The organism is Virgibacillus sp. NKC19-16, assembly GCF_021560035.1.
In the GTDB taxonomy this organism is placed as follows: domain Bacteria; phylum Bacillota; class Bacilli; order Bacillales; family Amphibacillaceae; genus Virgibacillus_L; species Virgibacillus_L salidurans.
Genome location: NZ_CP074373.1, coordinates 3,354,716 through 3,367,776, shown reverse-complemented (window position 1 = coordinate 3,367,776; position 13,061 = coordinate 3,354,716). Strand labels below are relative to the sequence as shown.

Here is a 13,061-nt window from a genome sequence, read left to right as displayed (position 1 = left end):
AATAGGTTATAAATACGATTGTAGCGGAAACTAAATAAGTACATAAGAACAATGTTGAAGAGAGGGGGTCCCTTATCATGTACCAATGGAAGCAAAGTGGTTGGGTGGAAGTAATTTGTGGCAGTATGTTTTCAGGAAAATCAGAGGAGTTAATCCGTCGCGTTCGTCGTGCAACATACGGAAATTTATCTGTACGTGTTTTTAAACCGATGATCGATACAAGATATAAGAATAAATCTGTTGTATCACATGATGGATCCTCCACAGTAGCGCGGCCTGTAAACAGCGCAGATGAAATTTTGGAGAATGTAAATGGGAATCTGGATATCGTCGGAATTGATGAGGCACAATTTTTTGATGAAAATCTTATCGAAGTGGCAGACCAACTGGCTTGTCTTGGTATCCGTGTCATCATTGCAGGTTTGGATACCAATTTTCGCGGAGAGCCGTTTGGCGTAATGCCCAAATTAATGGCACTAAGCGAATCGGTAACAAAATTGAATGCCATTTGCCCAATATGTGGATCACCTGCCAGCCGCACCCAGCGCCTAATTGATGGCAGGCCAGCATCATATGATGACCCAACTATCTTAGTGGGTGCTTCTGAATCCTATGAACCAAGATGCCGCCACCACCACGAAGTCCCAAACAAACCAAGTGAAAAAACGCCAAGTGATCTATCCAAGGTTACCGAGTAAAGAGCGCCAGTGGTGCTCTTTTTTTAGTGGGATAGTTGTGGCTGAGGAGGTGCATTTTGGGGAATGCCGAACAGGATGATGCGAAAGCCGAAGTCAGTGCGCTGAAAGCCGAACCGGGTGACGCGAAAGCCGAACGGAGTGCAGTGAAACCCGAAGCGGAGGCCGAATGCCGAACTCAATGCCGTGAAAGCCGAAGCAGTTGAATTGAATGCCGAAGTAAATGCTCCGAAAGCTGAACTAAGTTGCGTGAAAGCCGAAGAAAATACATCGAATGCCGAACTGAAAGAGCGAATCCTCAGAGCAATTGCTAACCCGAACTGACTAACATAATCCTGAATCAATCCCCTCCGATTACTATTTATGTTCTATTACGTCTTCAAAATTTAATTTTCAAGTAAAATTTTTATCAAAAATGCTATTTTAAAAATAAAAAAGGAATATGAATAGATACTGTCGAATCTAGTAGCGAAACAAAATCAATGTAAAAGGGAGTGAAGCTATGATTGTAAAGAAATATGAAAAATCACTGGAATTGTGGCAGCTGGAAGCACTGGATCGAAGGTTGATCCCAATGCATCCGGAGAAAGGTAGTGTACAAAAAAGTTTAAAAAATAAGCGAACGGGGGTAAAAGGTGAAAAAGAAATCGCATACCCTTTACGATTTTTAGATGAACAGAAATACTTCATATTGCATAACCTCCGGATAGCGGATGAGCAAGGGTATTTTCAAATTGATACACTTATTTTGTCTACAACGTACATTCTTATTTTGGAGGTAAAAAATTGGTATGGCACTGTTATATTCGGTGAAAATGGACAGGTAACGCGTATCGGTGATGAAAACAATGAAGAAGGCTTTGATAACCCTATCCCGCAAGCAAAGCTTCAAAGACATCGTTTGCAAAGATGGCTCCGCCTGCAATATGATATTGAAATCCCCATCAATTTTTTCGTCGTAATCAGTTTTCCCAGCACGATCATCAAATCTACAACTTCTCAAAACCTTATCCCAAAAGAAGTTATTCATAAAAATGACCTATACTTTAAAATAGAGGCTTTAAGCAAAAAATCCGCTGTGACTTATATGGAAAAAGAGCCGCTTATGAATCTGGCCAAACGTTTGGTGGCGGCACATAAACCAAAAGATAAAAGTATATTGGATCGATTTCGCATAACCAAAAATGAATTGATGAAGGGAGTTTTCTGTCCGAAATGTGGTGCGGTGCCAATGGTCAGAGATAAAAGAAAATGGCTTTGCTGTACATGTAAATATGGATCAATAAAAGCACACATGCCGACATTGATTGATTATAAACTATTAATTGGTGATAGAATATCCAACGGAGACGCAAGGGAATTTTTGCAGGTGGAATCACCATATGTTGTCAAAGGGCTTTTAAAAAAGGAAGATTTTATTAGAATAGGAGAAAAAAGTACCCGGTTGTATGAGTTGAAATTTAACAGCAACTGGAATAATTAAAATGTGAAAGCTGAACCGGACTGGGTTGGATGCCAAAGCAAGAGCGCTGAAAGCCGAACGGAGTGCCGTGAAAGCTGAAGTAAGTGCAACGAAAGCCGAACCGTGTGGCGTGAAGGCTGAAGCAAGCGCAACGAAAGCCGAACCGGGTGACGCGAAAGCCGAAGCCAGTACATCGAAAGCGGAACCGAATGCCGTGAAAGCCGAACTAAGCGCACCCAGTGTCGAACCACCCCGCCATCCCAGCAACCCAATTAACTTTGACCTCCACCCTCGAGTATATTATAATTATACTGTTAATCGAAAAAGAGGTGTTCGTTATGTTAGAACGTTTACAAACATTGGAAGATCGTTATGATAAATTAAATGAAATGCTTAGTGATCCTGACATTATAAGTGATACAACAAAACTACGTGAATATTCGAAGGAACAGTCGGGCCTTGAGGATGTTGTGCAGGCCTATCGTGAATATAAAGATGTAAATTCTCAGTTAAAAGATGCGAAAGAGATGCAGGAAGACAGCTTGGATGATGAGATGGAAGAGATGGTGAAGGCTGAGATCACTGAACTCACACAATCCAAGGAAGATCTTGAAGAGAAGATGAAAGTATTAATGCTTCCGAAAGATCCGAATGATGATAAAAACGTGTTTATGGAAATCCGCGGTGCAGCGGGCGGCGATGAGGCTGCGTTATTTGCCGGGGATCTGTTTCGCATGTATTCCCGCTTTGCGGAGCATCATGGTTGGAAGACGGAAGTAATGGAAGCTAGCTCGACAGGCGTCGGCGGCTATAAAGAGATTGTTTTTATGATCAGCGGAACTGGTGCTTATTCCAAATTAAAATACGAAAATGGAGCGCATCGTGTTCAACGCGTTCCTGAGACAGAATCCGGTGGTAGAATCCATACATCAACAGCGACAGTCGCTATTTTGCCTGAAGCGGAAGATGTAGAGGTCGATATCCATGAAAAAGATATTCGTGTTGACACATTTGCCTCAAGTGGCCCTGGTGGACAAAGTGTAAATACGACGATGTCAGCAGTGCGCCTAACCCATGAGCCGACCGGAGTTGTTGTGTCCATCCAGGATGAAAAATCACAAATTAAAAACAAAGAAAAAGCGATGAAGGTGCTTCGGGCCCGTATTTATGACATGTATCAACAGGAAGCACAGGCGGAATATGATGAAAACAGAAAATCAGCCGTTGGCACAGGCGACCGCTCTGAGCGGATTCGCACCTATAATTTTCCGCAAAATCGTGTGACAGACCACCGTATTGGGTTAACCATTCAAAGGCTTGATCAAATCCTGCAGGGGAAACTGGAAGAATTTATTGATGCCTTGTTGCTGGAAGAACAAACAAAGAAATTGGAACAAATAGGTGAATAAAATGAGTCTCAAACAATATGAAGTCCTCAACCGGGCTTCTCTTTTTTTAGAAAAACATAACCGTGAAACAAAAGTGGCTGAGATATTGCTACAGCATCACTTACATGTTTCCCGTTCCAAATTTTTCACGATGATGCAGGAATTGATCCCGCAAGCTGTGATTGAAACGTTCCAAGCTGATATCCACAAGCATGCTTTGACTGGTGTCCCGGTTCAGCATCTCACGGGGCAGGAATCGTTTTACGGGCGGCCATTTTCTATTAATGAAAATGTACTCATCCCTAGGCCGGAAACGGAAGAGCTGGTCCAGCACGTGATAAATCTAGCGGGGCAAAAAGACAAGCAATCGGTCATCGTTGATATCGGCACAGGGAGCGGCATTATAGCAATCACACTTGCGCTTGAGGTCCCAGACGCAACCGTGTACGCAACAGATATTTCAAAAGAAGCGCTGGAAATTGCTTCCCAAAACGCCAATCAGCTTGATGCAGAAGTAACTTTTTTGCATGGTGATTTCCTGCAACCATTAATCGATCAACATATACAAGCTGACATCATCGTATCGAATCCACCGTACATTGCAAAAAGGGACGCGGCAAATCTCTCGGACACGGTAAAAAACTTCGATCCGGGACTTGCCTTATTCGCAGATGAGAATGGGTTAGCTGCCTATAAAAAGATTATCGAACAATCACAGCAGGTAATCAAAAAACATGGTTACCTTGCATTTGAGATAGGTTATCAGCAGAGCGCTTCTGTTTCAGCGCTTATGAAAAAGGCTTTTCCAGCGGCAGAAGTCCAGACCATTCAGGATATAAATAAGAAAGATCGTATTATAACAGTACGAAACCGTTGAAAACACACCTTGGCTTGTTTCGTAAAGATTGCTGCTTTTAAATCTTCGCAGTTGATATAAAAGACGACATAGTTACTGTTTACCGTAAGTATTGCTATAATCGCCGTTCTGGTGAGGAGGTTCGATTTTTTCAATATTGATTATTAATAGGTTAGCGGCAGTAAGCACAACATCAGCGGAATGTATTTCCGTAGCGAATCCCTGCTCTCAACCTTTTATATCTTTTGTGTCAAAAGCAACAATCTTTTAGTAAGCAGCCAAAAATTAATTACTAGAATACTAGTTTAAAATCATCGCCTCCTGCCCATACTGATTATTAAATCAGATCGAGGAAGATTGAGGAGGAACCAACATGATGAAAAAACTAGTATTTTTTGCATTTATATTTTTAATATTCTTTTTTACATTTCCGAATACTGGGGTCAGTGAGCAGTCTGATTCCGATTCCAATTCCAATTCCGAATACGATGTTCAAGTCATTCCAGATGATGCGATCCGGCTCCGTATTCTGGCAAATAGTGATAGTGAGGAAGATCAAGCGATAAAACGAACTGTTCGTGATCATGTAAATGCGGAAATTACGGAGTGGGTTGCGCATATTACCGATATTGAGGAAGCGAGAACATTAATAGAATCGCGTATCCCGGAGATAGAGGATATCATTGAAGACGTGTTACAGGAAGAAAATGCAGATTATAATTTTGACGTGGAATATGGTTCGAATGTATCTTTTCCCATGAAATTATATGGATCTTATTTATATCCGGCAGGTGAATATGAAGCAGTATTAATTACGATCGGCGAGGGACAAGGTGATAATTGGTGGTGCGTACTATTCCCACCTCTATGCTTCCTGGATTTCGAAGGTGGGACGAGTGTTGCTGCAGAAGAGACGGATGAAGTAGAGGAAGAGGAAGCGGAAGCCGAAGAAGCAGAGGTAAAATTTTTTCTATTTGAATGGTTTGACTGGTCATAGAGTAGTGCGTCCGTGCATAGGATGATAGAAAGATAAGGAAACTATCAAAAATAATAGAGGTGAAAAGCATGAATTTAATCTCAGCACATCGTGCACCAGCGGAAAAATTGGGCCATTTTTTGGAAAATAATCAGAATGTAAATAAAGAAGGGTTGATCGAGTCGGGCTATGTCGTAGAAATAGAGGAGCAAATACAAGGATGTTTTTCTTTAGAGCGGGTAGATGAAGGTGTCTACTGGCTAAAACAACTTTATATTACGAAGGCGGAAGCTGCCAAATTACCGGTTCTGCTTGAATCTATCTTGAATTTGGCAAAAGAACAGCATGCAAAAAAGGTATATGTGCAGAGTCACCAACCTGTTGTGGATATGTTGCTGGAAGCTTTACAATTTCATCCACAGAAAGAGAAAGTATCTGTTGGCAAGCCTAATCAGAAGGAAGGAAATTGGTGGACATACAATGTTTCATAATAGATATGCACATTATTAACAGGAGCTTGTTGGTAACTTGTTAGTAAACTAGATGATTTGTGTATAAGTATATGAATGATCGGATGAAATCCAGTACTTATGAAGGGTTAGCCTGTGGATAAAATGTCACAGGCTATTTTTTTTAATAAGTTTTTGCGAAAAAACCCCTGATCGACTAAAATATAGAGTAGAAAAGAGGGAACATGGAATGGAAACGATACGTTGGAATTTAAAAAATAACTATTTATATAATCAAAAAGCAATTAAAGGGGCTGCTGAACTACTAAAAAGCGGTTCTACCGTGGCCTTTCCCACAGAAACGGTATACGGATTAGGGGCAGATGCAACAAACGCGGCTGCAGTCTCTAAAATTTTCGAGGCAAAAGGCCGACCGCAAGATAATCCACTAATTGCCCATGTTGCAACCAAAAATCAATTAACAAGGGTTGTGGATACTTATCCACCATTTGTGGATAAGTTGATTGGTGTGTTTGCGCCAGGGCCTTTAACGTTTGTACTGCCTAGCAATGGAACTTGCGTGGAAAATGTAACAGCAGGTTTATCCACAATTGGAGTGAGAATTCCTGATCATCCCGTTGCATGTCAGTTACTAACAGAAAGTGATATACCAATTGCTGCCCCAAGCGCAAATATTTCCGGAAAACCCAGCCCGACGACAGGTAATCATGTCTGGGCAGATTTGCAAGGGAAAATTGCTGGTATACTCGACGCGGGTCCTACAGGGGTTGGGGTAGAATCAACCGTCATAGATTGTACAAATGAAATACCCATTATTCTCAGGCCAGGTGGTATAACGAAGGAACAACTGGAAACTGTTGTCGGTAGTATCATGATAGATCCGACAATCGCAGGTGATCAGCCGGCCTCACCCGGAATGAAGTACAAGCATTATTCACCGGAAGTCCCGTTATGGTTGGTGGAAGGTGGCTACGCAAAAATGCAGCAAATTATTGATGAGGAGCAGAAGAACGACCGCCGGATTGGTGTGATTGCCAGTACGAGGACCACGCAGCTCCTAAAAGTGGATAACATAATTGCACTAGGTTGGGGTTTGCCCGAAATTGCTTCCCATTTATACGAAGCATTGCGGACGTTTAAGGAAGGCGATGTGGATATTATTTTATGTGAGGCTTTCCCGGAAGAGGGGATTGGCCAAGCCATTATGAACCGGTTGAAAAAAGCCGCAAGCGTCTATATATGATAACGTGTACGCATTCATATTCCGCGCTGGACATGCATATAGTTTAGAAGCATGTCACAAGGAGGATGTTGGATGCCGGATTATTACATCGCTGAATTAATTTCCCTATTATTTATGGCGTTTGCACTAGGGATGGATGCATTTTCCGTAAGTCTCGGGCTCGGCATGCAACGGCTGCGCCTGAAACGAATTGCATTTATCGGCCTCATCATCGGATTATTCCACATTATCATGCCGTTTGCAGGGATCATTCTTGGACAAGTAATCTCTACTCAAATCGGCAACTTTACCACCGTAGCAGGGGGCCTTTTACTGTTCGGTATTGGTGCCCAAATGCTCTTTTCCGCGTTTAATCATAATGCAAAAAAAATTATTCAGCCTATTGGCATTGGACTTTTTTTCTTAGCATTCAGTGTCAGTATAGACAGCTTTTCTGTTGGATTAAGCCTTGGTATATCAGGTGTCAAAACTGCGCTTGCATTATTTCTGTTTGGCGCTTTGAGCACCGCCCTCTCATGGGCAGGAATGCTGCTGGGCAGAAAAGTGCATGGATTACTAGGTGCATATAGTGAAATATTGGGTGGCAGTATTTTATGCGGATTCGGCTTGCTGTTGTTGTTTGGGTGAATTGAAATAGTGGGTTGATTTCTTGTTTAGACATGGGATCAGCTTTTTTGTTGGTGGTTGAGTTTAACGCGCTTGCCTAAACGGTGCGCAATTCGCTATTTAAAATTGCCACATGAAACCACCTCCATTTTTTCTGACAATGTACACGTATCTATGGTATATTTAAGCTAGAGTTATTTAACGGAGGTTCACATATGAAGATTTTGTTTGTCTGTACAGGGAATACGTGCCGGAGTCCGATGGCTGAGGCTCTTGTAAGGGATAAAATGCCTGAAGCAGAGGTGCAGTCTGCGGGTATTTTTGCCGGGGAAAATCAGCGTGCCAATCAAAATGCAATACAAGCATTGCAGGAAAAAGATATCAAAATGAATCACTTTTCCCAACCTGTAACCAACAAGCTGTTGCATTGGGCAGATATTATTTTAACAATGACCACTCAGCATAAGCAATCACTTATCATGGAATATCCGAATTTTCAGGATAAGTATTTTACCTTAAAGGAATACGTTTCCGAAGCTGATAAAAAGATATGGAATGAATTAAAGCAAGCCTATTCTGATTATGAGGAAAAGCGATCCATATTTATCCAAAAGAATCAGCACAAGCTTGATAATACACTGCTGGATCAGAAATTAGAAGAACATCTAAGTGATGATTTAGCCCGTATTAAGCGATTGGAAGCGAGCCTTATTAATTATGATATTTCCGATCCGTTCGGTGGCGATTTAAGAATTTATCAGGAAACCCTGAGAGAGATGGACAAATATACGGACTTATTAAAGAAAAAATTGGAGCAGTGAAGGAAGACAAATACCCCTATAAAATTTGGACGATTTAATGCATAATAGGATTAAGCGCTTTTACGAAATTTGGGGGTGAGGACTTATGGTAGATGCTAACCGGAATGCACGTCAGGATATAGAGAGGGTCGTGGACGAATGGGTCAGCGGTGACTATTTAAAGGTGGGCGACCTTTTTGTTATTGGTTGTTCTACAAGCGAGGTTATCGGCAAAAACATTGGAACGTCAGGTAGTGAAGAAGTTGCTTCTATACTATTTGACGCTATGAAAAAGTTGCAGCAACAAACAGGTGTGAACCTCGTCTTCCAAGCTTGCGAACACATAAACCGGGCTTTAGTGATGGAAAAAGAAATCAGCCAGAAATACCAGCTTGAAGAAGTTTCCGTCATTCCAGTACCAAAGGCAGGAGGATCAATGGCTTCTTATGCCTACAAGAATATGGAAAACCCGGTTGTTGTGGAAACTGTAAAAGCAGATGCAGGTATTGATATTGGGGAAACTATGATTGGGATGCAACTCAAACATGTTGCCGTTCCATTGCGTTTCAACCAGCGATTTATTGGCAATGCCCGCGTCGCGTCAGCCCGTACACGTCCAAAACTAATCGGGGGCGTTCGTGCAAACTATGAAAATAGTAATTCATGATAGCTTAGGAGGAGGCTCCGGTCTCCTTTCGGCTGATAAAATTTTAAATACATAGGAGGTTACAAAATGGAACATGTAAAGCAAACAGATCCGGAAATTTTCAAGGCAATCGAAGCAGAAAGAACACGCCAGCAAGAGAAAATTGAGCTAATCGCATCCGAAAATTTTGTATCAGAAGCGGTAATGGAAGCAATGGGTTCTGTCTTAACAAATAAATATGCAGAAGGATATCCTGGAAAAAGATATTACGGCGGGTGTGAACATGTGGATGTTGTTGAGAATATAGCACGTGATCGCGCGAGGGAACTTTTCGGTGCGGACCATGCTAACGTACAACCCCATTCCGGTGCTCAGGCGAATATGGCAGTCTATGCTGCCGCATTGGAATATGGTGATACAGTTCTAGGGATGAACCTGAATCATGGTGGACACTTGACACATGGAAGCCCTGTGAATTTTAGTGGAAAACTTTATAATTTTGAGGATTATGGTGTTGATAAAGAAACCGAGCAGCTGGACTATGATGCCGTTTTGGAAAAAGCAAAAGAAGTGAAGCCAAAATTAATTGTCGCAGGGGCAACCGCATACCCTCGTGAAATTGATTTCGCGAAATTCCGTAAAATCGCCGATGAAGTTGGAGCCTATCTGATGGTTGATATGGCACATATTGCCGGGCTCGTAGCAACAGGCTTGCATCAAAATCCGGTACCACAAGCTGATTTCGTTACGACAACCACACATAAAACATTGCGCGGTCCCCGTGGTGGTGTGATTTTATGTAAAGAAGAACACGCAAAGAAAGTTGATAAATCCGTATTTCCGGGGATCCAAGGCGGCCCATTGATGCATGTTATCGCTGCCAAAGCAACAGCCTTCAAGGAAGCTTTATCAGATGACTTCAAAGCATATGCGAAGCAAATCATCGAAAATGCACATGTACTTAGTGAGGCATTGGACAATGAAGGTGTACGAGTCGTCTCAGGTGGAACGGACAATCATTTAATCCTAGTTGATGTAACGCCACTGGAACTCACAGGCAAAGTGGCTGAGAACGTATTGGATGATATTGGTATTACTGCCAATAAAAATACAATCCCGTTTGATACAGAAAGTCCATTTGTAACAAGCGGTGTCCGGATAGGAACAGCAGCTGTCACGTCACGAGGGTTTGGCGAAGCGGAAATGAAGGAAATCGCGGGCATTATTTCGTTAACACTGAAAAATCATGAAGATGAAGGGAAATTAAAAGAAGCAGCAGAGCGTGTGAAGGCATTGACAGATAGATTTCCGTTGTATGCATAAGGAAGAAGGACACCTGTCGCTCCGATTAAGGGGTAGGTGTCCTTCTTGTGGGTTACAGGGGTTGGTCGGTGTTGCATATCTGTGAATTATCAGCTCTCGGGGGCAATTTATCGGCGGATGCGGGTCGTTTATCATCGCAAAAGGGCTTGTTATCGGCGTTTGGGCACGATCTATCTGCGTTATTCGCATTTTATCATCGAACGCGCGAAATCAATTAGCCCCATTCACAACCGCCCACAGCAATTTTTCCACTGGCTCATGCGAACAATGAAAAAAATTTATCCAACTTTAGCTTGAAAGCCGCTTATATTATTAGTACAATTTTAGGGATATAACAATTTAAAGGAGTGATCAGCAAAATGGGAAAAGTTTTCGTTCTGGATCATCCGTTGATTCAACATAAATTAACGTACATAAGAGATAAAAACACGGGAACAAAAGAATTCCGTGAGCTTGTTGATGAAGTTGCCATGTTAATGGCATTTGAAATTACCAGAAACCTCCCGCTGCAGGAAACAACAACAGAGACACCAGTGATGGAAGCAACAACAAAAGTGTTGGCGGGTAAAAAAATCGGGCTTATCCCAATTTTACGTGCAGGGCTTGGTATGGTTGATGGTATGTTAAACCTTCTTCCAGCAGCAAAAGTAGGGCATGTGGGACTCTATCGTGATCCGGAAACGTTAACGCCTCATGAATACTATATAAAATTACCATCCGATATCGCTGAGCGGGAATTGATTGTTATTGACCCAATGCTTGCTACAGGAGGATCCGCAAATGACGCGATCCATTCCCTGAAAAAGCGCGGTGCAGAAAATATTCGCCTCATGTGCTTAGTTGCAGCACCTGAAGGAGTTGAAGTGATTAAAGAAGATCATCCGGATGTTGATATTTACTTAGGCGCTATGGACGAAAAAATAGATGAAAAAGGTTATATTGTCCCGGGACTTGGCGACGCTGGTGACCGCTTGTTTGGTACAAAATAGGAAGTAAAAGAAGCAGGGAGCAAAAACTGTACCCTGCTCCTTCTTTCTTTAAGCTGAAACAAGTCTGAGTCCTACAACAGCCACTATCACCATACCCATGAACATCAGACGCAGGCGATCGGTTGATTCATTATAGAAAATCATACCTACAATCGCGCTACCAACGGTTCCCATTCCTGTCCAGACACCATATGCAATACCAAGTGGAATAGTTTCCATAGCAATGGACAGTAATGTAAAACTAATAAGGAACCCTACAATAAGAATAGGAAAACCACTACCCTTTTCACCTTTTGCAATCTTTTGCATGCCAGTAACACCAACAACTTCAAAGAGACCTGCAATAATCAGTATGAACCAATTCATGAGTGCTCTCTCCTTTCTGTTGTTTCACCCGTTACAGTCTTCAATCCGATAACTCCTACAAGTAGAAGTACAATAAATATGATCATCCACATGTTAATAGCAGCATTGAAAAAGAAGATATCCACAATCACTGTGCCAACGGTCCCGAGTCCTGCAAAAACAGCATAAGCCGTACTTGTAGGTAGTGAGGTCGCAGCTTTAAGAAGCAGCCAAAAACTGATAATAACAGCGATTCCTGTTAAGGTCCATGTTAGTGTATTATTCGCATATTTAAGTCCTGTTGCCCAACCTACTTCAAAAGCGGCGGCAATAACAACTAGTAGCCACTTCATATTCATTTGCAAACACCTCTTCTTTTGGTAAAATATAAAATAAGACGATACTAACTAACGGTAGTTAGTACACAATGATTATATCATATGGTAATTTTATAGGCAATCTGTTTTTAAGTATCTATTTCTCTAAAGCTTTCCTGAAGGAGGATATTGCCAATGTCAAAAACTCGTGACAAAATCATCCAAGCAGCACTTTTGTCATTTGCAGCGCGTGGCTATGATGGAACAACACTTGCATATATAGCAGCAACTGTTGGTATTCAGAAGCCATCACTCTATAATCACTTTTCCGGTAAAGACGAATTATATTGGACAGTAGCTAACAAGGTTATGGAAGAGTCAACAGAAGTAATGATGAACAGTGCGAACGTGCATCAGGACAAGGCAGTCGAAGATCGAATATATTTTATTTTAACTGATAGCACGAATTTTATTCGTCAAAAACATAAGGGAGTGATGTATAAACGATTTATGTTATTTCCACCCGAATCACTTAGGGAAGATTTACGGAATCTTGGACAATCAGGTGATGGGAAAATTGACCAAATATTGATGGATTTATATGAACAGGGAAGAAGTGAAGGGGTATTTCATGAAGATTCATTTTCTGTATTTCGAGCAGGTTTCTATATTTTGATGGATGGTTTATTTACGGAAAGCTTTTATTATCATGAGGAAGATTTTCAGGAGCGTTTTGAAGGGGCATGGATCGTGTTTTGGCGTGGAGTGTCTAAGTAGCTTGAGATAAAAGAGTCTGCACGCAATCTAAGATGATATTTTTCACGTTGACACATTGTAGCTGCATATTCTCCCACATCTTCCAAAAGCTAAGAAGAAAAAAGGAGCACCCCTCGCCATGCGCTATTTTCTTTTCACTCTGACATTTTTCATAGTACTATTTCTCCC

At 41.7% G+C, this 13,061-nt stretch carries 16 protein-coding genes; 14 read left to right on the top strand and 2 right to left on the bottom strand.

What is annotated here, in order from left to right; translation table 11 throughout:
* The first annotated feature begins 77 nt into the window (after nucleotides 1–77).
* The 13 genes from KFZ58_RS16800 (at nucleotide 78) to upp (ending at nucleotide 11,454) form a co-directional block, all read left to right on the top strand.
* Nucleotides 78–698 (top strand): thymidine kinase, encoded by a 621-nt coding sequence (locus tag KFZ58_RS16800; protein WP_235792431.1) that lies wholly within the window; start codon nucleotides 78–80, stop codon nucleotides 696–698.
* Between the two features lie 56 nt (nucleotides 699–754).
* Complete coding sequence (locus tag KFZ58_RS16795; RefSeq protein WP_235792430.1) at nucleotides 755–901, top strand: hypothetical protein; 147 nt, start codon at nucleotides 755–757, stop codon at nucleotides 899–901.
* A gap of 296 nt (nucleotides 902–1,197) precedes the next feature.
* Nucleotides 1,198–2,178 (top strand): nuclease-related domain-containing protein, encoded by a 981-nt coding sequence (locus tag KFZ58_RS16790; RefSeq protein WP_235792429.1) that lies wholly within the window; start codon nucleotides 1,198–1,200, stop codon nucleotides 2,176–2,178.
* A 317-nt stretch (nucleotides 2,179–2,495) separates the two neighbouring features.
* Complete coding sequence (gene prfA, locus KFZ58_RS16785; RefSeq protein WP_235792428.1) at nucleotides 2,496–3,566, top strand: peptide chain release factor 1; 1,071 nt, start codon at nucleotides 2,496–2,498, stop codon at nucleotides 3,564–3,566.
* A 1-nt stretch (nucleotide 3,567) separates the two neighbouring features.
* Nucleotides 3,568–4,422, top strand: a complete 855-nt coding sequence (gene prmC / locus KFZ58_RS16780) for a peptide chain release factor N(5)-glutamine methyltransferase (RefSeq protein ID WP_235792427.1) — start codon at nucleotides 3,568–3,570, stop codon at nucleotides 4,420–4,422.
* A gap of 355 nt (nucleotides 4,423–4,777) precedes the next feature.
* On the top strand, nucleotides 4,778–5,398 hold the full coding sequence (gene spoIIR / locus KFZ58_RS16775; RefSeq protein WP_235794770.1) for a stage II sporulation protein R: 621 nt from the start codon (nucleotides 4,778–4,780) through the stop codon (nucleotides 5,396–5,398).
* A gap of 68 nt (nucleotides 5,399–5,466) precedes the next feature.
* On the top strand, nucleotides 5,467–5,868 hold the full coding sequence (locus KFZ58_RS16770; protein WP_235792426.1) for a GNAT family N-acetyltransferase: 402 nt from the start codon (nucleotides 5,467–5,469) through the stop codon (nucleotides 5,866–5,868).
* A gap of 208 nt (nucleotides 5,869–6,076) precedes the next feature.
* The gene (locus KFZ58_RS16765) at nucleotides 6,077–7,090 is read left to right on the top strand and encodes an L-threonylcarbamoyladenylate synthase (RefSeq protein ID WP_235792425.1); all 1,014 of its coding nucleotides are present in this window, start codon (nucleotides 6,077–6,079) and stop codon (nucleotides 7,088–7,090) included.
* Between the two features lie 72 nt (nucleotides 7,091–7,162).
* The gene (locus KFZ58_RS16760) at nucleotides 7,163–7,717 is read left to right on the top strand and encodes a manganese efflux pump MntP (protein ID WP_235792424.1); all 555 of its coding nucleotides are present in this window, start codon (nucleotides 7,163–7,165) and stop codon (nucleotides 7,715–7,717) included.
* 194 nt (nucleotides 7,718–7,911) lie between these two features.
* The gene (locus KFZ58_RS16755) at nucleotides 7,912–8,517 is read left to right on the top strand and encodes a low molecular weight protein arginine phosphatase (protein ID WP_235792423.1); all 606 of its coding nucleotides are present in this window, start codon (nucleotides 7,912–7,914) and stop codon (nucleotides 8,515–8,517) included.
* 85 nt (nucleotides 8,518–8,602) lie between these two features.
* Nucleotides 8,603–9,163, top strand: a complete 561-nt coding sequence (locus KFZ58_RS16750) for a TIGR01440 family protein (protein ID WP_235792422.1) — start codon at nucleotides 8,603–8,605, stop codon at nucleotides 9,161–9,163.
* A gap of 66 nt (nucleotides 9,164–9,229) precedes the next feature.
* On the top strand, nucleotides 9,230–10,465 hold the full coding sequence (gene glyA / locus KFZ58_RS16745; RefSeq protein WP_235792421.1) for a serine hydroxymethyltransferase: 1,236 nt from the start codon (nucleotides 9,230–9,232) through the stop codon (nucleotides 10,463–10,465).
* 359 nt (nucleotides 10,466–10,824) lie between these two features.
* Entirely contained in the window at nucleotides 10,825–11,454 is a 630-nt protein-coding gene (upp, locus tag KFZ58_RS16740; protein ID WP_235792420.1) for a uracil phosphoribosyltransferase, read from the top strand.
* Between the two features lie 48 nt (nucleotides 11,455–11,502).
* Here upp and KFZ58_RS16735 read toward each other — a convergent pair whose 3' ends face one another.
* Both KFZ58_RS16735 and KFZ58_RS16730 read right to left on the bottom strand, forming a co-directional pair.
* Nucleotides 11,503–11,820, bottom strand: a complete 318-nt coding sequence (locus KFZ58_RS16735; RefSeq protein ID WP_235792419.1) for a DMT family transporter — start codon at nucleotides 11,818–11,820, stop codon at nucleotides 11,503–11,505.
* Nucleotides 11,817–12,152, bottom strand: a complete 336-nt coding sequence (locus KFZ58_RS16730; protein WP_235794769.1) for a DMT family transporter — start codon at nucleotides 12,150–12,152, stop codon at nucleotides 11,817–11,819. Before KFZ58_RS16730 ends, KFZ58_RS16735 begins: the two co-directional genes overlap by 4 nt.
* 159 nt (nucleotides 12,153–12,311) lie before the next feature.
* Between KFZ58_RS16730 and KFZ58_RS16725 the strand changes: the two genes are divergently transcribed.
* Complete coding sequence (locus KFZ58_RS16725; protein ID WP_235792418.1) at nucleotides 12,312–12,893, top strand: TetR/AcrR family transcriptional regulator; 582 nt, start codon at nucleotides 12,312–12,314, stop codon at nucleotides 12,891–12,893.
* Nucleotides 12,894–13,061 lie beyond the last annotated feature (168 nt).

Coding starts and splice junctions, on each gene's coding strand:
- KFZ58_RS16750 (WP_235792422.1), top strand. CDS start 8,603: ATGGTAGATGCTAACCGGAATGCACGTCAGGATATAGAGAGGGTCGTG.
- spoIIR (WP_235794770.1), top strand. CDS start 4,778: ATGAAAAAACTAGTATTTTTTGCATTTATATTTTTAATATTCTTTTTT.
- KFZ58_RS16725 (WP_235792418.1), top strand. CDS start 12,312: ATGTCAAAAACTCGTGACAAAATCATCCAAGCAGCACTTTTGTCATTT.
- KFZ58_RS16800 (WP_235792431.1), top strand. CDS start 78: ATGTACCAATGGAAGCAAAGTGGTTGGGTGGAAGTAATTTGTGGCAGT.
- glyA (WP_235792421.1), top strand. CDS start 9,230: ATGGAACATGTAAAGCAAACAGATCCGGAAATTTTCAAGGCAATCGAA.
- KFZ58_RS16730 (WP_235794769.1), bottom strand. CDS start 12,152: ATGAAGTGGCTACTAGTTGTTATTGCCGCCGCTTTTGAAGTAGGTTGG.
- KFZ58_RS16790 (WP_235792429.1), top strand. CDS start 1,198: ATGATTGTAAAGAAATATGAAAAATCACTGGAATTGTGGCAGCTGGAA.
- KFZ58_RS16770 (WP_235792426.1), top strand. CDS start 5,467: ATGAATTTAATCTCAGCACATCGTGCACCAGCGGAAAAATTGGGCCAT.
- upp (WP_235792420.1), top strand. CDS start 10,825: ATGGGAAAAGTTTTCGTTCTGGATCATCCGTTGATTCAACATAAATTA.
- KFZ58_RS16760 (WP_235792424.1), top strand. CDS start 7,163: ATGCCGGATTATTACATCGCTGAATTAATTTCCCTATTATTTATGGCG.
- KFZ58_RS16765 (WP_235792425.1), top strand. CDS start 6,077: ATGGAAACGATACGTTGGAATTTAAAAAATAACTATTTATATAATCAA.
- prfA (WP_235792428.1), top strand. CDS start 2,496: ATGTTAGAACGTTTACAAACATTGGAAGATCGTTATGATAAATTAAAT.
- KFZ58_RS16755 (WP_235792423.1), top strand. CDS start 7,912: ATGAAGATTTTGTTTGTCTGTACAGGGAATACGTGCCGGAGTCCGATG.
- KFZ58_RS16735 (WP_235792419.1), bottom strand. CDS start 11,820: ATGAATTGGTTCATACTGATTATTGCAGGTCTCTTTGAAGTTGTTGGT.
- prmC (WP_235792427.1), top strand. CDS start 3,568: ATGAGTCTCAAACAATATGAAGTCCTCAACCGGGCTTCTCTTTTTTTA.